21 protein-coding genes are annotated in these 23,387 nt (G+C 63.0%); 5 read left to right on the forward strand and 16 right to left on the reverse strand.

The genetic code is table 11. From position 1 onward, the window contains the following. Positions 1-140: 140 nt before the first annotated feature. Complete coding sequence (gene ppc, locus M2396_RS14095) at positions 141-2,768, reverse strand: phosphoenolpyruvate carboxylase (RefSeq protein WP_101317173.1); 2,628 nt, start codon at positions 2,766-2,768, stop codon at positions 141-143. 177 nt (positions 2,769-2,945) lie between these two features. Between ppc and M2396_RS14100 the strand changes: the two genes are divergently transcribed. The 3 genes from M2396_RS14100 (at position 2,946) to M2396_RS14110 (ending at position 4,820) form a co-directional block, all read left to right on the forward strand. Then, positions 2,946-3,290, forward strand: a complete 345-nt coding sequence (locus M2396_RS14100) for a pilin assembly protein (RefSeq protein ID WP_101317170.1) — start codon at positions 2,946-2,948, stop codon at positions 3,288-3,290. A gap of 282 nt (positions 3,291-3,572) precedes the next feature. Continuing rightward, positions 3,573-3,986 (forward strand): DUF4398 domain-containing protein, encoded by a 414-nt coding sequence (locus tag M2396_RS14105; RefSeq protein WP_101317168.1) that lies wholly within the window; start codon positions 3,573-3,575, stop codon positions 3,984-3,986. Between the two features lie 48 nt (positions 3,987-4,034). Further along, positions 4,035-4,820: an OmpA family protein gene (locus M2396_RS14110; protein WP_101317166.1), complete on the forward strand. Its 786-nt coding sequence runs from the start codon at positions 4,035-4,037 to the stop codon at positions 4,818-4,820. A gap of 141 nt (positions 4,821-4,961) precedes the next feature. Here the strand turns inward: M2396_RS14110 and M2396_RS14115 are convergent, their stop codons facing one another. The 15 genes from M2396_RS14115 to M2396_RS14185 all read right to left on the reverse strand — a co-directional run bounded on the left by M2396_RS14115 (position 4,962) and on the right by M2396_RS14185 (position 20,919). Next, positions 4,962-5,288 carry a hypothetical protein gene (locus M2396_RS14115; RefSeq protein ID WP_101317164.1) on the reverse strand — a complete coding sequence of 109 codons (327 nt, stop codon included), beginning with the start codon at positions 5,286-5,288 and terminating at the stop codon, positions 4,962-4,964. Continuing rightward, positions 5,285-6,196 (reverse strand): alpha/beta hydrolase, encoded by a 912-nt coding sequence (locus M2396_RS14120; RefSeq protein WP_181106149.1) that lies wholly within the window; start codon positions 6,194-6,196, stop codon positions 5,285-5,287. The genes M2396_RS14115 and M2396_RS14120 overlap by 4 nt, the downstream gene beginning before the upstream one ends. Beyond that, on the reverse strand, positions 6,168-7,445 hold the full coding sequence (locus tag M2396_RS14125; RefSeq protein WP_101317158.1) for a flavohemoglobin expression-modulating QEGLA motif protein: 1,278 nt from the start codon (positions 7,443-7,445) through the stop codon (positions 6,168-6,170). Before M2396_RS14125 ends, M2396_RS14120 begins: the two co-directional genes overlap by 29 nt. Positions 7,446-7,467: 22 nt before the next feature. Then, positions 7,468-8,019, reverse strand: coding sequence for a hypothetical protein (locus M2396_RS14130; protein WP_101317156.1), 552 nt, complete (start codon positions 8,017-8,019; stop codon positions 7,468-7,470). A 45-nt stretch (positions 8,020-8,064) separates the two neighbouring features. Continuing rightward, positions 8,065-8,769 (reverse strand): TetR/AcrR family transcriptional regulator, encoded by a 705-nt coding sequence (locus M2396_RS14135; RefSeq protein WP_101322957.1) that lies wholly within the window; start codon positions 8,767-8,769, stop codon positions 8,065-8,067. A 123-nt stretch (positions 8,770-8,892) separates the two neighbouring features. Further along, positions 8,893-10,395 (reverse strand): lysine--tRNA ligase, encoded by a 1,503-nt coding sequence (lysS, locus tag M2396_RS14140; protein ID WP_101317154.1) that lies wholly within the window; start codon positions 10,393-10,395, stop codon positions 8,893-8,895. A gap of 74 nt (positions 10,396-10,469) precedes the next feature. Beyond that, a protein-coding gene (gene prfB, locus M2396_RS14145) for a peptide chain release factor 2 (RefSeq protein ID WP_101317151.1) occupies positions 10,470-11,565 on the reverse strand; the annotation gives its coding sequence in 2 pieces (ribosomal slippage) (positions 10,470-11,492 and positions 11,494-11,565; 1,095 coding nt in all). Positions 11,566-11,661: 96 nt separating this feature from the next. Next, positions 11,662-12,666, reverse strand: coding sequence for a PleD family two-component system response regulator (locus M2396_RS14150; protein ID WP_188035508.1), 1,005 nt, complete (start codon positions 12,664-12,666; stop codon positions 11,662-11,664). Positions 12,667-12,717: 51 nt separating this feature from the next. Further along, positions 12,718-13,731, reverse strand: a complete 1,014-nt coding sequence (locus M2396_RS14155) for a chemotaxis response regulator protein-glutamate methylesterase (protein ID WP_150571532.1) — start codon at positions 13,729-13,731, stop codon at positions 12,718-12,720. After that, the gene (locus tag M2396_RS14160; protein WP_259075600.1) at positions 13,728-16,025 is read right to left on the reverse strand and encodes a hybrid sensor histidine kinase/response regulator; all 2,298 of its coding nucleotides are present in this window, start codon (positions 16,023-16,025) and stop codon (positions 13,728-13,730) included. Before M2396_RS14160 ends, M2396_RS14155 begins: the two co-directional genes overlap by 4 nt. Further along, positions 16,022-16,687 (reverse strand): chemotaxis protein CheW, encoded by a 666-nt coding sequence (locus M2396_RS14165; RefSeq protein WP_150571530.1) that lies wholly within the window; start codon positions 16,685-16,687, stop codon positions 16,022-16,024. Before M2396_RS14165 ends, M2396_RS14160 begins: the two co-directional genes overlap by 4 nt. After that, a complete protein-coding gene (locus M2396_RS14170; RefSeq protein ID WP_188035507.1) occupies positions 16,684-17,949 on the reverse strand; it encodes a protein-glutamate O-methyltransferase CheR in 1,266 nt (421 codons plus the stop codon). Before M2396_RS14170 ends, M2396_RS14165 begins: the two co-directional genes overlap by 4 nt. Continuing rightward, positions 17,946-18,467, reverse strand: coding sequence for a chemotaxis protein CheW (locus M2396_RS14175; protein WP_375139946.1), 522 nt, complete (start codon positions 18,465-18,467; stop codon positions 17,946-17,948). Before M2396_RS14175 ends, M2396_RS14170 begins: the two co-directional genes overlap by 4 nt. Before the next feature lie 5 nt (positions 18,468-18,472). Beyond that, complete coding sequence (locus M2396_RS14180) at positions 18,473-20,095, reverse strand: methyl-accepting chemotaxis protein (RefSeq protein WP_259075603.1); 1,623 nt, start codon at positions 20,093-20,095, stop codon at positions 18,473-18,475. Between the two features lie 128 nt (positions 20,096-20,223). Continuing rightward, the gene (locus M2396_RS14185) at positions 20,224-20,919 is read right to left on the reverse strand and encodes a tellurite resistance TerB family protein (RefSeq protein WP_101317133.1); all 696 of its coding nucleotides are present in this window, start codon (positions 20,917-20,919) and stop codon (positions 20,224-20,226) included. A gap of 308 nt (positions 20,920-21,227) precedes the next feature. Here M2396_RS14185 and M2396_RS14190 point away from each other — a divergent pair, with 308 nt between their 5' ends. Both M2396_RS14190 and M2396_RS14195 read left to right on the forward strand, forming a co-directional pair. After that, the gene (locus M2396_RS14190; protein WP_259075605.1) at positions 21,228-22,112 is read left to right on the forward strand and encodes a hypothetical protein; all 885 of its coding nucleotides are present in this window, start codon (positions 21,228-21,230) and stop codon (positions 22,110-22,112) included. Beyond that, positions 22,063-23,118, forward strand: a complete 1,056-nt coding sequence (locus M2396_RS14195; protein ID WP_259075607.1) for a diguanylate cyclase — start codon at positions 22,063-22,065, stop codon at positions 23,116-23,118. The genes M2396_RS14190 and M2396_RS14195 overlap by 50 nt, the downstream gene beginning before the upstream one ends. The last annotated feature ends 269 nt before the right edge of the window (positions 23,119-23,387 follow it).

Genomic DNA, 23,387 nt, shown 5'->3' on the forward strand with positions numbered 1-23,387 from the left:
GCGACCAGACAAGCGTCCCAAAGTTGCGATAAACCGCCACTTGCGACCTGCCGTGGCAAGGGTTGCCCTCGGTGCAACCCTGTTCTGCCGTGCACTATCGTAGCCCGCCCCCGCCCACCTGAGCCTCCTTTGGAGGCACCCTAACCGGTGTTGCGCAGGCCGGCGGCAATCCCTGCCACAGTGACCAGCAGCGCCTGCTCCAGCGGGCTGTCCAGAGCGGCTTCACGGCTGCGCGAGCGCGCCAGCAGCTCGGCCTGAAGGCGATGCAGCGGGTCCAGATAGGTGTTGCGCAGGCTAATGAATTCGAGGGTCTCAGGGCTGTGTGCGAGTAGCACCGGCTGCCCGGTCAGGCCCAATACCACCTGGCATGACTGCGACAATAGGTCGCGCAGGTGCGCACCCAATGGCAGCAGCTCGGGTTGCACTAGACGTTGGTCGTAGGCCTCGGCAATTTGCGCATCGGCCTTGGCCAGGACCATCTCGAGCATGTCGATGCGGGTGCGGAAGAACGGCCACTGCTCGCGCATCTGCGCCAACAGCTCACCCTGGCCGCGCGCCAAGGCATTGTTCAGGGCGCTTTCCCAACCAAGCCAGGCCGGCAGCATCAGCCGTGTCTGCGTCCAGCCGAAGATCCATGGAATTGCCCGTAGACTTTCGATACCGCCCGCGCGGCGCTTGGCCGGGCGACTGCCCAGCGGCAGGCGGCCCAGCTCCTGCTCGGGAGTCGACTGGCGGAAGTACTCGACGAAGTCAGGGTTCTCGCGCACCACCCCGCGATAGGCCTTGACGCCATCGGCGGCGAGTTGGTCCATCACCTCGCGCCAGGCCGGCTCAGGCGGCGGTGGCGGCAGCAGGGTGGCTTCGAGCACGGCGGCCAGATACAGGTTGAGGTTCTGCTCGGCGATGCCCGGCAAGCCGAACTTGAAGCGGATCATCTCGCCCTGCTCGGTGGTACGGAAGCGCCCGGCGACCGAGCCGGGTGGCTGCGACAGGATCGCCGCATGGGCCGGGCCACCGCCGCGGCCGACGGTGCCGCCACGGCCGTGGAACAGCAGCAGTTCGACCTGATGCTCGCGGCAGATCTGCACCAGGGTTTCCTGGGCGCGATACTGCGCCCAAGCCGCCGCCGTGGTGCCGGCGTCCTTGGCCGAGTCGGAGTAACCGATCATCACTTCCTGCGGGCCGCGCAGGCCGCTGCGGTAACCCGGCAGGCCGAGCAGCCGTTGCATGACCGGGCCGGCGTTGTCCAGGTCGGCCAGGGTCTCGAACAACGGCACCACGCGCATTGGCCGGGTCAGGCCGGCTTCCTTGAGCAGCAGTTGCACGGCCAGCACATCCGATGCCGCGCCGGCCATGGAGATGACGTATGAGCCAAGTGACGCCGCCGGCGCGGCGGCCACCTCGCGGCAGGTATCGAGGACCTCGGCGGTCTCGGCCTGCGGTTTGAAATGGGCCGGGAGCAACGGCCGGCGATTTTTCAGTTCAGCCTGGAGGAATTCGATGCGCTGCTCTTCATCCCAGTCGGCATAACGGCCAAGGCCGAGGTAGTCGGTGATCTCGCTCATCGCATCGCGATGGCGAGCAGCGTCCTGGCGCACGTCCAGGCGCACCAGGAACAAGCCAAAGGTGACCGCGCGGCGCAGGCAGTCGAGCAGCGGGCCATCGGCGATCACCCCCATGCCGCACTCGTGCAGCGAGCGGTAGCACAGCTCCAGCGGGTCGAGCAGCTGGCGGTTGTCGCTGAGTACCTGGGCACCAGGCGGTTGGTTGCTGGTCAGTGCGGCCTGGGCCCAGCTGCGAGTCGCACGCAGGCGCTCGCGCAGCTGCTTGAGCACACTGCGATAGGGTTCAGCGCCCTCGCCTGCCTGTTCGAGCAGTTCAGCACTGGCCTGCTGCATCGACAGTTCGGCGGCCAGGCTATCGATATCACGCAGGAACAGGTCCGCGGCCATCCAGCGCGCCAGCAGCAGCACCTCGCGGGTCACGGCGGCGGTGACGTTGGGGTTGCCATCACGATCACCGCCCATCCACGAGGCGAAACGGACCGGCGCCGACTCTAGCGGCAGGCGCAGGCCGGTTGCCTCGAACAGCGCCTTGTCGACTTTGCGCAGATGGCTGGGCACGGCCTGCCACAGTGAATGTTCAATGACTGCGAAGCCCCATTTGGCTTCGTCCACCGGGGTCGGCCGGGTGCGGCGGATTTCCTCGGTGTGCCAGGCCTCGGCGATCAATCGGCGCAGCTTGTCGCGCACCTGCTCGCGCTCGGCGGGGGTCAGGTCGCGGTGATCCTGCACGGCCAATTGCGCGGCGATGGCGTCGTATTTCTGGATCAGGGTGCGCCGCGCGACCTCGGTTGGATGCGCGGTCAGCACCAGTTGGATATCGAGCTTGGCCAACTGCCGAGCGAGGGCATCGTCGCTGTGCCCTTCCTGCTTCAGGCGGGCCAGCAGCTCGGGCAAAACCCGGCTCTCGAACGGCTCGGGCTGGTCGGCAGCGCGGCGGTGGATGAGCTGATACTGCTCGGCGATGTTGGCCAGGTTGAGAAACTGGTTGAATGCCCGCGCCACCGGCAACAGCTCGTCATCGGCGAGGTCGTCGAGGGTCGAGCTGAGCTGCTCGGCCGCGCCGCGGCGGTCGGCCTTGGCGCTGTGGCGGATGGCTTCGATCTTCTGCAAAAACGCATCGCCATGCTGCTGGCGAATGGTTTCACCCAGCAGTTCCCCCAACAGATGGACATCCTCACGCAAGCGTACATCGATATCGGTCATCAGGCCTTTCTCCAGCGCGGCTCGTCCGCGCATCCATTCAGGAACCAGCAGCCCCAAGAGTGCCCACAGCAGCGCGCTCAAGGCAAGCCTGACACCGCCAAAGCAACTAAAGTTGAGCAGAGCCACTCCCAATCAGTGCATGGCATCACGCCCTATCCAAGCTGCACAGAGGTCATCATGAAAATCCGCGAACTCGCCCAACACTGGGAACAGAACGCCGCAGGCAGCCTGAGCCCGACCAGCCACATCCTGCATCTGGACCTGGAATCGGAGGCGCGCCTGGCCGCGCTGATCGATATGTTCCCCAAACGCACCGCCGAAGAACTGCTCGGCGAACTGGTCGCCTCGGCCCTCGAAGAGCTGGAAGCGAGCTTCCCCTATGTGCAGGGCCGGCAGGTCATTGCCACCGATGAGCAAGGCGACCCCATGTATGAAGACGTAGGCTCTACGCCGCGCTTTCTGGCGCTGTCGCGGCAGCATCTGCAGACGTTCACAAGCACCGATCAAGACCCTGCCAAATAACGTGCTGACGACCGCGGGGGGGCCCGTGCGCCCCGCCGCAGTTACCCTGCCCTACCCCTGCGCGAGCTGAAAGTTCCGCAGTTTCTCGCTGACCGTTCAGTCAGAAAATACTTGTAACGGCTTGCTATTTTTTTCGGAACTATTCGAAAAACGCTCCAGTCCGAGCCAATAGCCATCACGCTAAAACCCTGCACACAGTGGTAGTGCACAGTTCAGCTGAAGCGCGCACTGTCAGGGAACGAGCGATGGACTGCCACGGACATTGTCATCAGGAGTGATCCAATGGAGCTGACCAACATGAAGAGCCGCACTATGCCAACATCATCCACCCGCATGCATGGCCTGAAACTGGCCGCGCTGGCCCTGGGCAGCACGTTTGTCCTCGCTGGTTGCGCCGGCAAGCCGCCAACCGAGCAGTACGCCGTGACCCAATCTGCGGTCAACGCGGCGGTGAGCTCCGGTGGTACCGAGTTCGCTGCGGTGGAAATGAAAGCGGCGCAGGACAAGTTCAAGAAAGCTGAAATTGCCATGCACGACAAAAAGTACGAAGAAGCCAAGGTGCTCGCCGAGCAGGCTGAGTGGGACGCCCGCGTAGCAGAGCGCAAGGCACAGGCTGCCAAAGCGCAAAAAGCCGTGCAGGACTCCCGCCAAGGCGTCCAGGAACTGCGTGAGGAAGGCCTGCGCAGCGCTGAATAAGCCTGCCCGCCTCCCCCAGCCTTCGTTACTGATTAAAGGAAGAACACTATGCGCAACTACGTCATGATCCCCGCTCTGCTGGCCCTGAGTGTTGGCCTTGCTGCTTGCTCGCATGATCCAAACGCCAACCTCGAGTCTGCTCGCACCAGCTTCTCAGCGCTGCAGAGCGATCCACAGTCGACCAAACTGGCCGCCCTTGAGACCAAGGACGCGCAGGATTGGCTGAACAAGGCCGACAAGGCCTACATGGATCGCGAAGACACCAAGAAAGTCGACCAGCTGGCCTACCTGACCAGCCAGCGCGTTGAAGTCGCCAAGCAGACCATCGCCCTGCGCGCTGCTGAAGGCGAGCTGAAGAACGCTTCGGCGCAACGTGCCCAGGCTCGCCTGGATGCCCGTGACGCCCAGATCAAGAAGCTGCAGGACAGCCTGAACGCCAAACAGACCGACCGTGGCACCCTGGTGACCTTCGGCGACGTGCTGTTTGACTTCAACAAGGCTGAACTGAAGAGCAGCGCCCTGCCCAACGTGACCAAGCTGGCGCAGTTCCTGGCTGAAAACCCAGAGCGTAAAGTGATTGTCGAGGGCTACACCGACAGCGTCGGTTCGGCCAGCTACAACCAGAGCCTGTCCGAGCGTCGTGCTGGCGCTGTGCGCATGGCCCTGGTACGTGCCGGTGTAGATCCAGCGCGTATCGTCTCGCAGGGCTATGGCAAGGAATACCCGGTTGCTGACAACACCAGCAACTCCGGCCGTGCCCAGAACCGTCGTGTGGAAGTAACCATTTCCAACGACAACCAGCCGGTTGCACCGCGTACTGCTGCCAACCAGTAAGGGTTGCCAGCGGGGCTGCCTGGCAGCCCCGTCGCGACAAACAAAAACCGCGTGAAGCCTTTGGGCTCACGCGGTTTTTTTGTGTTCTGCTTTGGCGGGAGTTTCAGAATTGCTGGGGCCGAGCAGCGGCCCCGATGCGATTCACTGCACTTGCCGCGGCGTCTCCTCGCCAACACAGCGCACCGCACGCTTGCGATTGTCGACCAGCACACCGGTCAGGCCCTTCTGCTGCATATCGATCAATACCAACACCCCATCCATGCACTGCGCCACCTGCGCCGCAGGCTCCAGCGAGACCTTGTAATCCTCGCCCGGCACCGTCTTGAGCATGGTGAAGTCCTGCAGCAACAGGGCATCCTCAGGCTTGGCAAAATGCAGGTAGCCGTAATACCAGAGGGCCCCTACCGTCACGATGATGCTACCGACGCCGGTCAGAATCAGCGGGATGGCGTTGCGTTCTTCACTCATTGCTTGTTCTTCTCATCAGGGAAATTAGGCACTTCGGCCAAGCGCCGCAGGCCGTTGAAATGGGTCGGATCATCCAGGAAGCGGATCATCACCTGGCGCCAGGTCGGGTCGGCAAAGGTCTGCACGTGGCCGCCGCGGGTCAGTTGCAACACCCGTGGTGGTGGCGCATGACGGTACAAGTCCAGACCGTTTTCCAGCGGCACCAGGGCATCGTCGATGCTGTGGAAAAACAACTTCGGCGGGCTGTCCAGGCGCTCGATCGAACGGATCGCGCTGTCGCCGTCGGGCACCAGCCATGACAACGGCACCTGCAGCGGCCAGGTCAGCCAACCGGTACCCAGCGCGTATCGCCCGACCGAGCGATAACTGGCCGGCACGCCATCGAACACCAGCGCACTGAAGCGCTGACGCTGCTCAGGGTGGCCCGCCAGGTAATGAATCGCCATCGCTCCGCCCAGGCTCTGCCCCAGCAGCACCAGTGGTTTGCCCTGCACCTCAGGCGCCCGTTCAAGCCAGCTCATGGCCGCAGCTATGTCTTCGTACACCTCAGGCAGGCTTGGCTTGCCTTCAGACAGGCCATAACCGCGATAGTCGATCATCAACACCTGGTAGCCCTGCTCCGGCAGCCAGTAGCTGCCGCCGAGGTGCCCAGGCAGGTTGCCGCCGTTGCCGTGCAGGTGCAGCACCGTACCCTTGACCTCGACGCCATCCTTGGCCGGCAGCCACCAGCCGTGCAAGCGCACGCCATCACTGGTGGTCAGGGTCACATCGCGATAGGCCAGCTTGGCCCGCTCGGGGGTGAATGCCTGGCCCGGCTCGGGATAGAACAGCAGGCTGCTGCAGCCGCCGAGGGTCAGCGCCAGTGTCAGCGCCAGGCCTTTACAGAATGTTCGCGTAGTCGGCTTCAATGCGATCAAGGCTCAGGTGATTGAGGAAGTTGGAGAAGCACATCCAGGCAGACAGCGCATTCAGGTCGCGAAACTGCTCGGGCAGGTATTTGGGCGGTTCGACCAGGCCTTCTTCGACCAGCTGACGCAGGGTGCGCATGTCCTCCAGAGTGGTCTTGCCGCAGAACAACAACGGGATCTGCTCAAGTTTGCCCTTCTTCACCGCCAACTGAATGTAGTTGTAAACCATGATGAAGCCCTTGAGGTAGGACAAGTCCTTGGTGAATGGCAGGCCGTTCGGCACCGAGCCGCGGAACACTCGGCTGGCGTTGCTGTAGCTCTGGCCGATCTCGAAGCCCTGGCCACGGAAGAACTCATACACCTGCATGAAATCGGCGCCCTGCTCGACCATGTGAATGGCCCGCGTGCGGTTGGTCAGCTTGCGCAGGCGACTCGGGTACGAGGCAAAGGCGATCACTTCCATAAGGATGGCCAGGCCTTCCTGGGTCACAGTCGACGACGGCGGCCCCTTGGCGAGGAAGGTGCAGATCGGCTGGTTAAGCCCGTTGAGCGTGGTACCAACATGCACCAGCCCTTCATGAACCTCCAGCGCACGCACATCACGGCTGTTGAACATGGCATCGGCGCGCACCTTGATGTAGTCGGCGCCCGCCGCTGCATCGGCCACGATACCGTCGGACTCGAACACGCGGATGGTGCCTTCGGCCTCGCCGAACACCGTATTCAGCCGGCGCTGGAGGATATCCACCGCTTGCTTGGCCGTGAGGTTCTTCGGCTCGTCCTTGAGATCGCCGCGGCCATCGATGTTGTTCAGGTAATCAGAAAGCATCAGGCCAAGGTCGGCCAGGGTCGGGTCGCCGGCATGAAACGCATCGGAAGCTGCACCATACAGCTCCTGCGAAATCAGGCCGAAGTCCTCGGTGCCGCGCGCTTCCAGCATGCGCACCACCATGCGGTACTCGCGGCACATGCGCCGCATGATCTGCCCGACCGGGTTGAACTGGCCAAGCTGGCGAGTGATATCGCGCTCGATGCTCTGAAACTCGGCCTTCAATGCACTCGAATCGAAGCCCAGGGGGCGCGACTGGTAATAGGCGCGGTCCACGGCAGGCGGCTCTTTGCCCTTGCCGTTGATGAAGGCCTGGCGGATGTTATCGTCCCACTTCACCGCATCGAGCACGCGGATCGGCGTCTGCGCCACGACAATGCGGTCGGACAACGCGCGAATGGTCTGCTGATACTCGTCCACGGCTAATTCCTTGTAGCGGCTATTACTTGCCGACGCGCTGGAAGCGCGCCACTTCGACGAACAGGTCAGAGTTGGCCGGGTCATCCAGATAGGCCAGCACTCGCTCGGTCGGGCTGTCGATCAACACGCCCGGACCGTTGTCTTCCGGCACCTCGATACTGCGCCCGCTGAGTTCCTTGCGCGTGAGCGCCTCGTGCACCTGATCGACGTCCAGGTTGTACACCACCAGTTCCTTGCCGTCGGCGCTGACCTCGAAGCCGCCAATCAGGAAGTTGCCGCCCAGGCGCTTTGGCACCCCGGCCGACAGGTACCAGCGGCTGCCATGACGGGCAACGGTAAACACGTAGTCTTCAGCCGGCTTGCCTTTGGCAGTGGCCAGCGCCTTGTAGCTGTTGCCAGCCGCGCGGCTGATGCTCAGCTTGAGCGGCTCACCCCAGGCATCCTTGCTGCTCCACTTGCCCAGTAACGCCTTGGGTGCGGTCTGGTTGGCCGGCAGCGGGTCGCCAAAGGTCACCAGACAACCGCCCAGCATCAGGAATGACAACGTCAACAACACCATACGCCAGGCTTTCATCAGGCTCTCCTAGATAGATCGGTGACAGCGCAAACCGCTCGCAGCTCAGACCGATGCCAGCACCAGGTGCAGGTAGCGGGTAAGAATAGCGAGCATCTGCCCATCGGCCTGCCCGTTCGTTTGTTCAAGCAGGCCTTGATATTCCATCTGCTCGATAATCGCCGTCAACATCTGTGCGTCCTGCTCGGGATGATGCGAGCCGATTACCTGGAGCATCTGCCGCGCGCCTTGCGCGAGGATCCGTTCGTGCGCGCGCACAAGCTCGGCCAGCCGCGGGCAGAGCAAGGCCTCCTGGCGGAAGGCCTGCTCGGCCATGAGAAAGTCACGCCGATTGCTCAGTTGCCGGCTGACGTAGTCGGCGGTCATCCGCGCGATTTCATCGACCAGCCGCGTCCGTGATGCGGCGCTGCCATCGTCCTGCGCGAGCAACTGGCGCAACACCCCTTCACTGGTCGCCCACAGCTTGGCCATGTAGTCGGCGCTGCGCTCGACGTACTGGGCAAAGGTATCGGTGAGCAGGTCTTCGATGTCCTTGAAGTAGTAGGTGGTGGCCGACAGCGGCACACCGGCCTCGGCGGCTACGGCGCGGTGGCGCACGCCGCGCACGCCGTCGCGGACGACGATGCGCATCGCTGCATCGAGAATCAGCTGGCGGCGTTGTTCACTGCCCTGGCGGCTGGTCTTGCGCCCTTGGTACTGCACGCTTTCAGCAACGGCGCTGGCTACGCCGGCTGCGCCTTGTTCGGCGATTGCTGGGTTCACGCTGAATACCTCGTGGAATTGATCGTCGTACAGCACTGCTGTCAACCAGCGGCCGAGCCGCGGATGACAGCCAAGAAAAAGCCGCCTCGAAAGGCGGCTTGTTCACAGCACTCAGGCCTGTGGGCGCATATGCGGGAACAGGATCACATCACGGATCGACGGCGAGTTGGTCAGCAACATCACCAGGCGGTCGATACCGATGCCTTCACCGGCAGTCGGCGGCATGCCGTATTCCAGCGCACGGACGAAGTCGGCGTCGTAGTGCATGGCTTCGTCATCACCGGCGTCCTTCTCCGCCACTTGGGCCAGGAAGCGCTCGGCCTGGTCTTCGGCATCATTGAGCTCGGAGTAGGCGTTGGCGATTTCGCGGCCACCGATGAACAGCTCGAAGCGGTCGGTGACGTTCGGGTTGGCGTCGTTGCGGCGGGCCAGCGGCGACACTTCGAACGGGTACTCGGTAATGAAGTGCGGCTGCTCCAGCTTGTGCTCGACCAGCTCTTCGAAAATCATCACCTGCAGCTTGCCCAGGCCTTCGTGGCCGAGCACCTTGGCACCTGCCTGCTTGGCAATCGCGCGGGCCTTGTCGACGTCCTGCAGGTCGGCGGCGGTCAGCTCGGGGTTGTACTTGAGGATCGAGTCGAACACCGACAGGCGCACGAACGGCTCTCCGAAGTGGAACACCTTGTCGCCGTAAGGCACGTCGGTGCTGCCCAGCACCAGCTGCGCCAGCTCGCGGAACAGCTCTTCGGTGAGGTCCATGTTGTCTTCGTAGTCGGCGTAGGCCTGGTAGAACTCGAGCATGGTGAACTCGGGGTTGTGCCGGGTCGAAACACCTTCGTTACGGAAGTTGCGGTTGATCTCGAAGACCTTCTCGAAGCCACCCACGACCAGACGCTTGAGGTACAGCTCAGGCGCGATCCGCAGGAACATCTGCATATCCAGCGCGTTGTGGTGGGTTTCGAAGGGCTTGGCCGCCGCGCCGCCTGGGATGGTCTGCAGCATCGGCGTTTCCACTTCGAGGAAGTCGCGCTTGGCAAGGAAGCTGCGGATGTGCGAGATCACCTGCGAACGCACACGGAAGGTGTGGCGGGTCTCTTCGTTGACCATCAGGTCAACGTAGCGCTGGCGATAGCGCTGCTCGGTGTCGGTCAGGCCGTGGTGCTTGTCCGGCAACGGACGCAGCGATTTGGTCAGCAGACGCACGCTGGTCATCTCGACGTACAGGTCGCCCTTGCCGGAACGCGCCAGGGTGCCTTCGGCGGCAATGATGTCGCCCAAGTCCCAGGTCTTGACCGCAGCCAGGGTCTCTTCCGGCAGGGTCTTGCGGTTGACGTAGACCTGGATGCGCCCGGTCATGTCCTGGATAACCATGAACGAGCCACGGTTGAGCATGATACGACCGGCAACCTTGACCGGGATCGCTGCAGCTTCCAGCTCTTCCTTGGTCTTGTCGACATACTGCTTCTGCAGGTCGCTGCAGTAGCTGTCGCGACGGAAGTCGTTGGGGAAGGCCTGGCCCTTGGCACGCTCGGCGGCAAGTTTTTCCTTGCGCAACGCGATCAGGGTGTTTTCTTCCTGTTGCAGGTCTTGCGGGTCGAGTTTGAGATCGCTCATGTCGTCAGATTTTCCATCAAGGATTCATTGCCCTCGCCCGCAGGCGAGGGTCTTGCAGCTCAGCAGCCGAGAAGTTACAGGCCTTGCTTGAGGCTCGCTTCGAGGTATTCGTCGATATCGCCGTCCAGCACCTTGTCACAGTCGCTGCGTTCGATGTTGGTGCGCAGGTCTTTGATTCGCGACGCGTCGAGCACGTACGAGCGAATCTGGTGACCCCAGCCGATGTCCGACTTGCTGTCTTCCAGAGCCTGCGAGGCTGCGCTGCGCTTTTGCATTTCCAGCTCGTACAACTTGGCCCGCAGCATTTTCATGGCGGTGTCCTTGTTGGCGTGCTGAGAACGTTCGTTCTGGCAGCTGACCACGGTGTTGGTCGGCACGTGAGTGATCCGGACCGCCGAGTCGGTGGTGTTGACGTGCTGACCACCGGCACCCGAGGAGCGGTAGGTGTCGATACGCAGGTCGGACGGGTTGATGTCGATCTCGACCTTGTCGTCGATCTCGGGCGAGACGAACACTGCCGAGAAGGAGGTATGACGACGCGCGCCGGAGTCGAACGGGCTCTTGCGCACCAGGCGATGAACGCCAATCTCGGTACGCAACCAGCCGAACGCGTACTCACCCTTGATGTGCACGGTGGCGCCTTTGATGCCGGCGACTTCACCTTCGGACAGCTCCATGATGGTGGCGTCGAAGCCACGCTTGGAGGCCCAGCGCAGGTACATGCGCAGGAGGATGTTGGCCCAGTCCTGTGCTTCGGTACCGCCGGAACCGGCCTGGATATCCAGGTAGGCGTTGTTCATGTCCATCTCGCCGCTGAACATGCGACGGAATTCCAGCTTGGCCAGGGACTCTTCGAGTCCTTCGAGCACTTCGACAACGTCGTTGACCGCCGCTTCGTCGTTTTCTTCGACGGCCATGTCGAGCAGCTCGCGCGAATCGGCCAGGCCACTGGACATCTCGTCCAGGGTGCCGACGATCTGCGCCAGCATGGCGCGCTCGCGGCCCAGCTCCTGGGCGTACTCGGGTTTGTTCCACACGGCCGGGTCTTCCAGCTCGCGGTTGACTTCGATCAGGCGCTCAGCTTTCAGATCGTAGTCAAAGATACCCCCGAATCGATTCGGAACGTTCGGTGAGGTCTTTGATGGTGTTGAGGATCGGTTGGATTTCCATTGGGCAGGCTACTCGCGCGAATTCGGTGAAAAGCCGGTGAGTATAAACCAGTCCGAGCCACGGCGGCAGACCCGCCGGGCAGGCGCAAGGCGCTTATCAGGCAATACCGGCCTGATTGCGCCCATTATTCTTGGCCAGGTACAGGCCCTTGTCGGCGGCCGAGATCAGTTGCCGGCAATGGCTACCGATGGCCGGGGTCAAGGTAGCGATGCCCAGGCTCACGGTCAGCCGCGCATCGGCCTCGGGTGCGGTGTGGGCAATGCCCAGGGCGTAGACCGACTGGCGCAGTTTTTCGGCAATCAGGCGGGCGCCGCCCGGCGAGGTGTTAGGCAGCACCAGAGCGAACTCTTCGCCGCCGTAGCGCGCCGGCAGGTCGCTTGGCCGTGAGCATGAATTGCGAATCGCTGCAGCCACCTGGCGCAGCGCCTCGTCACCGGCCAGGTGGCCGAAGCTGTCGTTGAAGGCCTTGAAGTAGTCGACGTCGATCATCAACAGCGACAGCTGCTGCTGCTCACGCATGGCCCGGCGCCACTCCAGTTCCAGGTACTCGTCGAAGTGGCGGCGATTGGACAAGCCGGTCAAGCCATCGGAGTTCATCAGGCTCTGCAGCATCAAATTGGTGTCGAGCAGTTGCTGCTGGCTGACGCGCAGTGCGCGATACGCCTCGTCGCGCTGCAACAGGGTCATGTAGGAGCGCGAGTGGTAGCGAATTCGCGCCACCAGTTCGATGGTGTCCGGCAGCTTGACCAGGTAATCATTCGCCCCGGCGGCAAACGCGGCGCTCTTGACCAACGGGTCTTCCTTGGTCGACAGGACGATGATCGGGATGTCCTGGGTGGCCGGGTGGTTGCGGTATTCGCGCACCAGGGTGAGGCCATCCAGGCCCGGCATGATCAGGTCCTGGAGGATCACCGTCGGCTTGATGCGCATGGCCTGGGCGATGGCCTGATGCGGATCGGCACAGAAGTGGAAGTCGATATTCTCTTCATGGGCCAGCCCACGCCGCACCGCTTCGCCGATCATTGCCTGATCGTCCACCAGCAGCACCATCGCCGAGTTTTCGTTGGCGGTCACAAGACCTGCGCTTGGTAGATCAATCATGCCTGTTCACCTGGTCACGACCGTCCAGGCGGTGTGACTCAATTGCTGATGTCATTTGGTAAAAAACTCCGTCAATCGCCCGGCAATGCGCTCGAGCGGGCGGATCTCCATCGCTGCATCAATCGCCGCAGCGGCCTTGGGCATGCCATATACAGCACTGCTCTGCTGGTCCTGGGCAAGGGTCAAAAAGCCCTGCTGGCGCATCATCTTCAAACCCTGGGCGCCATCGCGGCCCATCCCGGTGAGCAGAACGCCCACGCCGGGCGCATTCCAATGGCGTGCCACGCTCTCGAAAAACACATCGATCGAGGGTCGGTAGATTTCATTGACCGGCTCGGCGGTGTAGGCGAGCTGGCCGTTTTTCAGCAAGCGGATATGGTGGTTGGTGCCTGCCAGCAATACCTGCCCGGCCTGCGGCGGCTCGCCTTCGCGGGCAAGCCGTACGACCTGGCCGCAGGTACTGCTGAGCCAGTCGGCCATACCTGCGGCAAACACTTGGTCAACATGCTGCACCAGCACGATGGCCGCCGGAAACTGCTTGGGCAGGCCCTTGAGCAAAACTTCAAGCGCGGCCGGGCCGCCAGCAGACGAACCAATCGCCACCAGGCCGGTACGCTGCGAGACTTCGCGCACAGCGGCGGGCACGCTGCTTGGCGCCGAAGTGCGCTGCTGACCGATCAGCCAGCCGATATTGAGGATCTTGCGCAACAATGGCGCGGCCGCTTCGCGCGGATCACCCGCGCCCAGCGCCGGCGTATCGACTACGTCCAGCGCGCCGTGGCCCATGGCCTCGAACACGCGGTGCACGTTCTGCTTGCGGTCGACCGTGACGATGACGATAGCGCAGGGCGTTACCGCCATGATTCGCCGGGTTGCCTCGACGCCGTCCATCACCGGCATGATCAGGTCCATGAGGATCAGGTCCGGGATCTGTGCGGCGCAGCGCTCGACCGCCTCCTGGCCATTGCCGGCGACCCAGATCAGCTCATGCGCCGGCTCCAGCGCAAGCGCCCGGCGCAGCGCCTCGACGGCCAGGGGCATGTCGTTGACGATGGCAATTTTCATCCTTGTGCACCTCCGATCAACTCGACCACTGCATCCAGCAACGCGTCATCGTGGAAGCTGGCCTTTGCCAAATAGTAGTCGGCGCCGGCATCCAGGCCACGCCGGCGGTCTTCTTCACGGTCCTTGTACGACACCACCATCACCGGCAAGCCTTGCAGGCGCTGGTCGCGGCGCACCAGGGTGACCAGCTCGATGCCGTCCATGCGCGGCATGTCGATGTCGGTGATCAGCAGGTCGAAGTCATCGCCGCGCAGGGCGTTCCAGCCGTCCATACCATCCACCGCAATGGCCACGTCGTAGCCGCGATTGCTTAGTAGCTTGCGTTGCAGCTCACGCACCGTCAGCGAGTCGTCCACCACCAGCACGCGCTTGCGGCTGACGCCTTTGGCACTGGCGCCGTTGCGTTCGATGCGCTCCAGGCGGCCGGTAGTCAGCAGCTTTTCCACCGAGCGCAGCAGGTCTTCGACGTCGACGATCAGTACCACCGAGCCATCGTCGAGCAACGCTCCGGCAGAGATATCCTGAACCTTGCCCAGGCGCGCATCGAGCGGCATGACCACCAGCACGCGCTCGCCGATCAGGCGCTCGACGGCAATCCCGTAGAGCTGCTCGCGCTCGCGAATGACCACAACCCGCAGGCTGCGCTCATCGCCCTGCCCTTGCGGGCGATTGAGCAACTGATTGGCCGAGACCAGGCCGATATGGCGCTCCTCGTGCCAGAAGTGTTGACGCCCTTCGATCTGGACGATGGCCTCGGCGGGCACGTCAAGGGTGCGCTCGATATGCGCCAGCGGAAAGGCATACGCCTCGCCGCCGACCTCAACCACCAGGCTGCGTACCACCGACAAGGTCAGCGGCACCTGCAGATGGAAGCAACAGCCTTGGCCAGCAACCTGGGTCAGCTCGATCGAGCCGCGCAGCTCGCGCACCATATGCTGCACTGCGTCCAACCCCACCCCGCGACCGGATACCTCGGTGACCCGATCGCGCATGCTGAAACCGGGCAGGAACAGGAACGTCAGCAGCTCGGCTTCGCTCATCTGCGCCACGGTCTCGGCCGGTGACAAGGCCCGTTCGGCAATGCTGCAGCGCAGCTGCTCAAGGTCGATGCCGGCGCCATCGTCACTCAGCTCGACAATCAGCATCCCAGCCTGGTGGGATGCACGCAGGCGGATCACGCCATCGCTGGGCTTGCCCGCCAACAGGCGTCGTTCGGGCAGTTCGATGCCATGGTCGACGGCGTTGCGCAGCAGGTGAATCAGCGGGGCTTCGAGTTTTTCCAGGACATCGCGATCGACCTGGGTTTTCTCGCCCTCGATCTGCAACTGCACCTGTTTGCCCAACGAGCGGCCCAGATCGCGGACCATCCGGCTCTGCCCGGTAAGCACGTCGGCGAATGGCCGCATGCGGCAGGCCAGCGCCGTGTCATACAAGTTTTGCGCGCGCTGGCTGGCTTGCCAGCCGAACTCGTCGAGCTCGGCTGCTTGCTGTTGCAGGATGGCCTGGGTTTCGCCGAGCAGGCGTTGGGTCTGGGCCAGCGCATCGAGTACTTCAGGGCTCTGGCCGCTGCTCTCAAGCTGGCTCTTCAGCCCGTCGAGGGCACGCATGCCCTGCCCGTGCATGCGCTTGAGCCGCTGCAGGCTGGCCAGGTAGGGCTTGAGCCGCTGGGTTTCCACCAGCGACTTGCTGGACAGGTCGAGCAGGCTGTTCAAGCGATCCGCCGTCACCCGCAATACTCGCTCGCCGGTCTGGCTGCTGCGTTTGCCTGGCCGCGGTGCAGGCTCGACATCGGCTTGCGCCTGGGCGGCCAGCGCGGGTACTTCGGCGCTGGCCACCGACGGCGCGGCCAGCAACGCCTCACTCACTGCTGCAGCAACCAACTGCGGCGCCGCACTGAAAGCGGCAGCGGGGTCGAGCAACGCCGTCATCTGCGCGACAAAGCCCGGCACTGCCAGCTCACCGGCGGCATCGCCCGGCGTAGCGATGCGCATCAGCAGGTCGGTGCCTTGCAGCAAGGCATCGATGTGTTCGCCACGCAAACGTAGCCGACCTTCCTGGGCCGCGACCAGGCAGTCTTCCATGACGTGGGCGACGCTCACCCCGGCGTCGACGCCGACGATCCGCGCCGCGCCTTTGAGCGAGTGCGCGGCACGCATGCAGGCTTCGAGCTGATCGGCCTGGGTCGGGTTGCGCTCGAGCGCAATCAGGCCAGTGTTGAGCACCTGGGTCTGGGCTTCGGCCTCCAGGCTGAACAGCTCCAGCAAAGACGCATCACGCATTTGCTCAGGGGTCATGACAGGCTCCGCTTGACAGCCGATAGCAAGTGGGTCGAATCCAGTACGCGCACGCTGCGCCCGCGCCACTGCAGCACGGCGGCAGTGAAGCGCGCAGTGTCCTGGCCGTCTTCACAGGCATCGATATCAAGCCGATGAATGCCATCGACTTCATCCACTGGAGCAACTACCGGCCCGCCTTCGGCGGCCAGAATCAGCATGCGTGGCATTACCCGACCATTGATGGGGCTGGCCGGCAGGCTGTCGGCCCCCAGCAGCGCGGCCAGTGACAGGCACGGCACCAGGGCGCCGCGCACATTGGCTACACCTTGCAGTACCCGCGAGCGCTGATGCGGCAGGGAATGCACGGATTGCACCGGAGCGATCTCGGCGAGGCTGGCAGTCGCCAGCGCCAGCCATTCTTCACCCAGGCGGAACACCAGCATCGAACGCCCGGTGCATTCGGTCAGCGGCGCGGCGGCGACAGGCTCTTGGTCCTGCTGCAGGGCGTAGCGATCGAGCAGGCGCGTGGCGGCTGCGGCATGCACTTCGCAGTTGCGGCAGTGAATATGCTGTTCAAGCAAAGGGCATTGTTTGTTGCCATGCACGCCGATGCGATTCCAGCAGTCGTCGATCGGCGCGTGGTCTTCGCTGACCAGCAGCAGCTCATGAATCTCGCTCATCGTTGCGGCTCCCGACCGGCACGCGCGGCGCGTTCCTGCAGACGCCGCGCACCGGCCTCATCGCCTTGTGCGGCGAGCAGCGTGGCCAGTTGCAGCAGCGCCTCGGGGTGTTGCGGCTCAAGGTACACGGCCTTGCGGTAATGGATAATGGCGTTGTGGCTGTCGCCTGCGGTGTCGCTGAGCAGGCCCAGCCAGTAGTACAGCTGCGCCTTGGGTTCGAACTGGCGCAGGTAGCGCTCGCAACTGGCCAGCGCGGCCTGACTGTCGCCGGCGTTGGCCTGGCGGGCGATTTGCGCCAGCAGCTCGCTCTCGCCGGCCTGCCCGGCAGTGGCCACTAGCGACGGGGCGGGCGCTGGGCGCACGTGCCGCGGCGCTGGCGGCACGCTACGCGGCACAGGCGGCTGGCTCCATGGCGCAGACGCCAGGGCCGGCCGTGCAGGCGTCGGGGTAACTACGGGCACGGCTTGTTCCGGCTGGCGCACATAGGCGAACGACTGCGGGATGCCCAATGGCCGCATGCCCAGGCGCGCCAACAGGCTGCCTTCGGCGGGGCCAATGAACAGCACACCCTGGGCATGCAGCAATTGCTTGAGCACCGCAAACACCCGGTGCTGGGTGGGCACGTCGAAGTAGATCAGCAGGTTGCGACAGAACACGAAGTCATAATGCCCGTTGCGACTAGCCAGGGCTGGATCAAGCACGTTGCCGACCTGCAGATCGACCTGGTGGCAGACTCGCTCATGCAACTGATGGCCCTCACCGGTAGCGCTGAAATGCCGCTCGCGAAAGGCCACATCACTGCCACGAAAGGAATTGCGCCCGTACAGCGCCTGGCGTCCACGGGCGACCGAGTTGGGGCTGATGTCCAGCCCATCGACACTGAACGCGGCGGCGCTCATGCCGCTGTCGAGCAGCGCCATGGCAATCGAATACGGCTCTTCGCCGGTCGAGCACGGCAGGCTGAGGATGCGCAGCGGCCGCACACCGGCCAGTTCGGCCAAGCGCTTGTGCGCGAGGCCGGCCAACGCGGCAAACGACTCGGGATAACGGAAAAACCAGGTTTCCGGGACGATCACCGCCTCGATCAGCGCTTGCTGTTCAGCCGTCGATTGCTGCAGCAGCAGCCAGTAATCGTTCAAGTCGTGGGCTGCCAGCGCAGCACTGCGCTGACGCAGGGCACGCTCGACCATGGGCACTCCGACCGACTCGACATCCAGGCCGATGCGCTCTTGCAAGAATCGAAAAAACTGCTGTTCGATCATGCCGGCACCTGCGCTGGCGCATCCGGGAACAGCAAGCGACGGACCTCGTCACTGAGCAACTGGTCGATCTCGATGCGCTGCAACATGCCTTGGGCATCCTGGCGCACCGGGCCCAGATAGGGCGCCTCGCCGTTGTCCAGCCCATACGGCTGGAACTCGTCAGGCTGGCAGCGCAGGGTCTCGGTGGCCTGCTCGAGGATCAAACCCAGGTGCAGCGTGATAGCGCTGGCAGCCGGGTGATAACGCACCACCACCAGCCGCGTGCTGGTGCGTGCTGCGGCCGGCCTGGCAAAGCTCAGCGCGGCCAGGTCGATCACCGGGATCAGCGCACCACGATGGCTGAGAATCCCGCGCACCCACCCCGGGGCCTGAGCGATAGGCTTGAGCGTACGCAGCGCCAGCACTTCCACCACCTCACGCACATCCAGGGCGAAGCGCTGGTCGTTGAGGCGAAACTGCAGGTACAGCACGCCTTTGCCGGAGCCGGCTGTGGGTTCGCGCTGAGGTAGATCCTTGATTGTCATCAGACTCTGAAACGCGAGACACCGCCACGCAGGCCAGCCGCGACCTGGCTCAGCTCATCGATGGCGAAACTGGCCTGGCGCAGCGATTCGACGGTCTGGGTGCTGGCGTCGCTGAGCTGAGAGAGCGCCTGGTTGATCTGCTCGGCACCGGTGGCCTGGGCCTGCATGCCGTCGTTGACCATCAATACCCGCGGCGCCAGCGCCTGGACCTGATGGATGATCTGGCTGAGTTGCTCGCCAACCTGCTGCACTTCGAACATGCCGCGGCGGACTTCTTCGGAAAACTTGTCCATGCCCATTACCCCGGCCGAAACCGACGACTGGATCTCGCGCACCATCTGCTCGATATCGTAGGTCGCCACGGCGGTCTGGTCGGCCAGGCGGCGCACTTCAGTGGCCACCACGGCGAAGCCGCGGCCGTATTCGCCGGCCTTCTCGGCCTCGATCGCAGCGTTCAGCGACAGCAGGTTGGTCTGGTCGGCAACCTTGACGATGGTCACCACCACCTGATTGATGTTGCTGGCCTTCTCGTTGAGGATGCTCAGCTTGGCGTTGACCAGATCGGCCGCGCCCATCACCTGGTGCATGGTTTCTTCCATGCGTGCCAGGCCTTGCTGGCCGGAGCCGGCGAGGATCGAGGCCTGGTCAGCAGCCGAGGTGACCTCGGTCATGGTCCGCACCAGATCACGCGACGTGGCGGCGATCTCACGCGAGGTGGCGCCGATTTCGGTGGTAGTGGCTGCGGTTTCGGTGGCCGTGGCTTGCTGCTGCTTGGAGGTGGCGGCGATTTCGGTAACCGAGGTGGTCACCTGCACCGACGAGCGCTGGGCCTGGGCGACCAGGCTGGCGAGGGATTCGGCCATTTCGTTGAAGCCGGTTTCGATGGCGCCAAACTCGTCCTTACGGTCCAGGTCCAGGCGCATGCTCAAGTCACCCGAGCGCAGCTTATCGAGGGCATGTACGATGCGTTGCATGGGCGTGGTGATCGCACGCATCAACAGCAGCCCGCAAATGCCGGCAGCGATGATGGCCAGGATCAGCGAAACGATCATGCTGCCCTTGGCGGTGGCCACGGCGCTGACGATGTCTTTGGTGGCTACGTCGGCCGCTTCCCGATTGCGTTCGATCACGGTGTTGAGGTGCTTGCGCCCTTCAACCCAGGCGGGCGTCAGCACGTCGGTGATCAAGCGCTCGGCTTCGGCGTAGTTCTTCTGCCGGTAGGCCTCGAGTACCAGTTCGATGTCGGCGATGTAACGTTTTTCCATGTCGACGAAGGCGTCGAAGCTGGTCTGGTCTTCCGTATTACGAATGGTTGCCTGATAACTGGCCATGTGCTGGCGCAGGCGCTCTTCAAAGCTCTTGAACAGTTCGATATCCGCAGAGGCGATATCGCGATGCTTGCTCAGGCCGACCAACTGCTGGCTGGTGACGTAGCTGTCGACCCAGGCGCTGCGGATCATCGAGCTGTAGTAGACGCCGGGGATGGCATCGGAACCGACCGCTTCCTCGCTCGCGGAAATGGCGACCAACCTTGAGTAGGCTGCAACGATCATCAACAACATGATGGCGATGATCACGGCAAAACTTGCCAGGATCCGTTGGCGCATGGTCCAGTTTTTCAAAATCAGCCCTCAAGAATTCAGTACGAGCGGGGAAATCGCTCGAGTATAGCCCAGGCATGAGCCGGGTTTCTCAGCTGAATGAGCGGCGTTTGCGGCATCCCTGCCGGCAAAGGTGGCAAATAGCCAGATTACTGACCGGCGGCAAGCCTGGCTTGGGCTTCAAGCTCCTGGCGCAGTGCCGGATCCAGGCGCAGCTGGCGCGACAGCTCATCGAGGTAGGCGCGCTCCATGAAGTTTTCCTGATCGACCATCATCAGGCTCGCCAGGTACATCTCGCCGGCCATTTCCGGGGTTTGCGCGGCGCGGGCGACTTCTGCCGGGTCGAGCGGTTTGTTCAGCTCGGCGTGCAGCCATTGCTGCAGTTCGCGGTCGCTGTCCAGACGGGTGAATTCACCTTCGATCAGTTCACGCTCACGCTCATCGATATGGCCATCGGACTTGGCTGCCGCGACCAGCGCACGCAGCACGGCCTGGCTGTGCAGCTCGGCTTCAGCCGGTGGCAGCCGGTCGAGCGTCTGCGGCTCGCGCACCTGGCCAGTGGCCTGCTGCGCCTGCCAGTTATTGAAGGCCTTGTAGGCGATCACCCCAAGCGCTGCCAGGCCGCCGTAGGTCAGCGCCTTGCCGCCGAACTTGCGCGCGCTCTTGTTACCGAGCAACAAGCCCATGGCGCCACTTGCCAGGGCGCCGCCGCCCATCCCGGAGAGCAGCCCACCGAGACCGCCTGCACCGAGCGACGGCTTGCCGCCAGCGCTTTTACCGGTTTGTTTGCTGAGCATTTCCTGGCCGGTCTTGAACAGTTGATCGAGCAAACCTCGGGTGTTCATGCGCACGTCTCCACGCTACAGAAAGGAAAACCCAGAGTAAGGCTTGGCCTGTCGTTCGCCATGGAAGTATTTGCTTCGGGATGTTGCACAAGCCGACCAAGTGCGCTGGCAAGGCGGCACGCTCGGCCTGATCATCGAATAGCCGCCAAGGGTCCAGCTCCATCGACCATGCATGGCCAAACCTTGCCCAGCGGTCAACCTTGCAACATTTTTGGGGCCATCCTGAATTTGCTCCGCGAGACCGCATAATCGGCGCTGAAACGATAATGGCCATGTGCAGCCATTGATATTAGGTGATGTTGCTAGCCATGAAACGAGCCGAACTGCTGCACTACCTGCATTTGACGATCAGCAACTTCTACCGGCTTGATTCCGATGCCGCGCTGGACCACCACCTGCAGTTGATGCTTGAGCAATACCGGCGCAAACCGTTCTTCTTCAAGAGCTTGCTCAAATACGACCGCCTGATGGTCGTGCTGTCGCTGTTCGCCTTTCATTTCCACGACCCTATGACACCGTTATCGCGGGTCAAGGCATTTTGCGAGCGGCGTGGCTACCTGACGCGCAACACCCTGGAGTCGTATTTCTCGTTCTTCCTGATATCGGGCTATATGCACGTATCGCCCCACCCGGATGATGCTCGGCAACGCATCTACAGACCCAGCAAAACCGCTATCGATCTGGCCACACAACTGATCAGCGCATACCTCATACCGGCCCAGAAGCTGATACCCGATGCCCAGCCTTGGCAGCGTACCGAGCCAACGGCGTTCCTGCGTCAATACTTCAGCGGATTCGCTCACCTGCTGGATGCCGACGTGCTGCTGGACGGGCTGCTGCCGGGGGCCAAGTGGATCATGAACCGCGACGGTGGTCATCTGCCGATGCTGAGCTTGTACCTTGATACCCGGGGCTTTCGCTCAAACGACGGCGGCTACAAGGTCTCCAGCTATGCCGAGCTGTCCTCCCGGCTCGGGGTATCCACCATGCACGTGGCACGGCTGGTCAAGGAAGGCGAAAGCAAAGGCTACTTCCGCACCCAGGGATCACTGGTCGAGATGCGCCCGGCGTTCGCCGAGCTGGTCAGGCACACCATGGCGATCTACTTCGCCGTCACGCGGGTCAGCATGGAGCTTGGTAGTTATGCCCTTGAATCGGAAATACCCCAGCCTGGAGCTGGATGTCTCGGCTGATCATCGCCCGCGCATCAGGCTGCTGCTGCGCGAGGGCATCATCGCCGTGCAACTGTTGGTTATCGCCAGCTGGCTTGCCGTTCACCTGGTGCTTGACGAACGCATCGTCACGCTCGGCGCCTGGGGACCGCTATTGATGATGGTAGCTCTGTTCATCATCCAGACACGGACAAACTCGGACAATGTATGGCGGTATTCGGGCTTGCTGTTCATGTTGACGGTGGTGCTCGGCTTCAAGCTGATCTTTCTCGACTACCCGCCATTGCATCGCCAGTTCTCTCTGGCCATGACCGTGCTGGCGGTGGTCGGCGCATCGCTGCTGATCCGTGGGCCAATGGATTATCTGCTGGCCGCCGTGTTGAGCTGGGTGCTGGTGATGCCCCACATCGGTCACGATGAGGTGAGCGACTACCGCTGGTATCTGGCTATTTTTTTTGCCTTCTCGATCAGCCTGGGCTGGATCAACAGCCGCACCTACCTGCGCGCACTGAGCATCACACTGCAGATCGAGCAGCACTATCGCACCCTGTCGGAGACCGACTACCTGACTTCGCTTTACAACCGACGAGCATTGATGGATCGCTTCGAGCGCGTCATCGAAAGCCACGGCGGCGGTTTCTTCATGATGATCGATATCGACGACTTCAAGCGGATCAACGACCAACTCGGCCACGCTGCCGGCGATCAAGTGCTGCGCGTGCTCGCTGCACGTCTGCGCAACATGGCCGGCAGCCATTGTGCCGGGCGGCTGGGTGGTGAGGAATTCGGCGTCATCATCGATACCCAGAGCCCAGCCATCGCCCTGGCCATCGCCGAGCGCCTGCTGGAGGCGGTCCGCAACAGCCGCGAAGCTCCCGCCCGCTTCACCTTCAGCGCTGGGCTGGTGCCCTTCAGCCACGATCAAGCCCTAGCCGACATCCTTATCCACGCCGACCGCTGCCTGTACAAGGCCAAACGCGCCGGCAAGGACCGGGTGCATTTCGGTGCAGGCGAGCCTTTATCCTGACAATTACTGGAGTTCGCCGTGTTCAACCGCCGCTGCACGCAGGCACTGCTCGCTTGCCAACAACAACTGGACAGCCTGCAAGCCCTGCTCGCCCAACTGGAACAGCAACTGCTCAGCGCTCGCCTCGATGCCAACGGCTGCTTCACCGAGGTCAATGCGCCGTTCGCCAACGCGCTGGGCTTTTCCGCCGCGCAACTGCTCGGGGTCAAGCTCGAAGCCCTGCTTGAACCAGGCTGCAGTTTGCCGGCACCACTGACAGGCTCGCCGTC

Source organism: Pseudomonas sp. BIGb0278 (assembly GCF_024809895.1).
Lineage (GTDB): Bacteria > Pseudomonadota > Gammaproteobacteria > Pseudomonadales > Pseudomonadaceae > Aquipseudomonas > Aquipseudomonas shirazensis.

Excerpts from the sequence above, each read along its gene's own strand:
- ppc (WP_101317173.1), bottom strand. The coding sequence starts at position 2,768 with ATGACCGATATCGATGTACGCTTGCGTGAGGATGTCCATCTGTTGGGG.
- M2396_RS14100 (WP_101317170.1), top strand. The coding sequence starts at position 2,946 with ATGAAAATCCGCGAACTCGCCCAACACTGGGAACAGAACGCCGCAGGC.
- M2396_RS14105 (WP_101317168.1), top strand. The coding sequence starts at position 3,573 with ATGGAGCTGACCAACATGAAGAGCCGCACTATGCCAACATCATCCACC.
- M2396_RS14110 (WP_101317166.1), top strand. The coding sequence starts at position 4,035 with ATGCGCAACTACGTCATGATCCCCGCTCTGCTGGCCCTGAGTGTTGGC.
- M2396_RS14115 (WP_101317164.1), bottom strand. The coding sequence starts at position 5,288 with ATGAGTGAAGAACGCAACGCCATCCCGCTGATTCTGACCGGCGTCGGT.
- M2396_RS14130 (WP_101317156.1), bottom strand. The coding sequence starts at position 8,019 with ATGAAAGCCTGGCGTATGGTGTTGTTGACGTTGTCATTCCTGATGCTG.
- lysS (WP_101317154.1), bottom strand. The coding sequence starts at position 10,395 with ATGAGCGATCTCAAACTCGACCCGCAAGACCTGCAACAGGAAGAAAAC.
- M2396_RS14150 (WP_188035508.1), bottom strand. The coding sequence starts at position 12,666 with ATGATTGATCTACCAAGCGCAGGTCTTGTGACCGCCAACGAAAACTCG.
- M2396_RS14155 (WP_150571532.1), bottom strand. The coding sequence starts at position 13,731 with ATGAAAATTGCCATCGTCAACGACATGCCCCTGGCCGTCGAGGCGCTG.
- M2396_RS14160 (WP_259075600.1), bottom strand. The coding sequence starts at position 16,025 with ATGACCCCTGAGCAAATGCGTGATGCGTCTTTGCTGGAGCTGTTCAGC.
- M2396_RS14165 (WP_150571530.1), bottom strand. The coding sequence starts at position 16,687 with ATGAGCGAGATTCATGAGCTGCTGCTGGTCAGCGAAGACCACGCGCCG.
- M2396_RS14170 (WP_188035507.1), bottom strand. The coding sequence starts at position 17,949 with ATGATCGAACAGCAGTTTTTTCGATTCTTGCAAGAGCGCATCGGCCTG.
- M2396_RS14185 (WP_101317133.1), bottom strand. The coding sequence starts at position 20,919 with ATGAACACCCGAGGTTTGCTCGATCAACTGTTCAAGACCGGCCAGGAA.
- M2396_RS14190 (WP_259075605.1), top strand. The coding sequence starts at position 21,228 with ATGAAACGAGCCGAACTGCTGCACTACCTGCATTTGACGATCAGCAAC.
- M2396_RS14195 (WP_259075607.1), top strand. The coding sequence starts at position 22,063 with ATGCCCTTGAATCGGAAATACCCCAGCCTGGAGCTGGATGTCTCGGCT.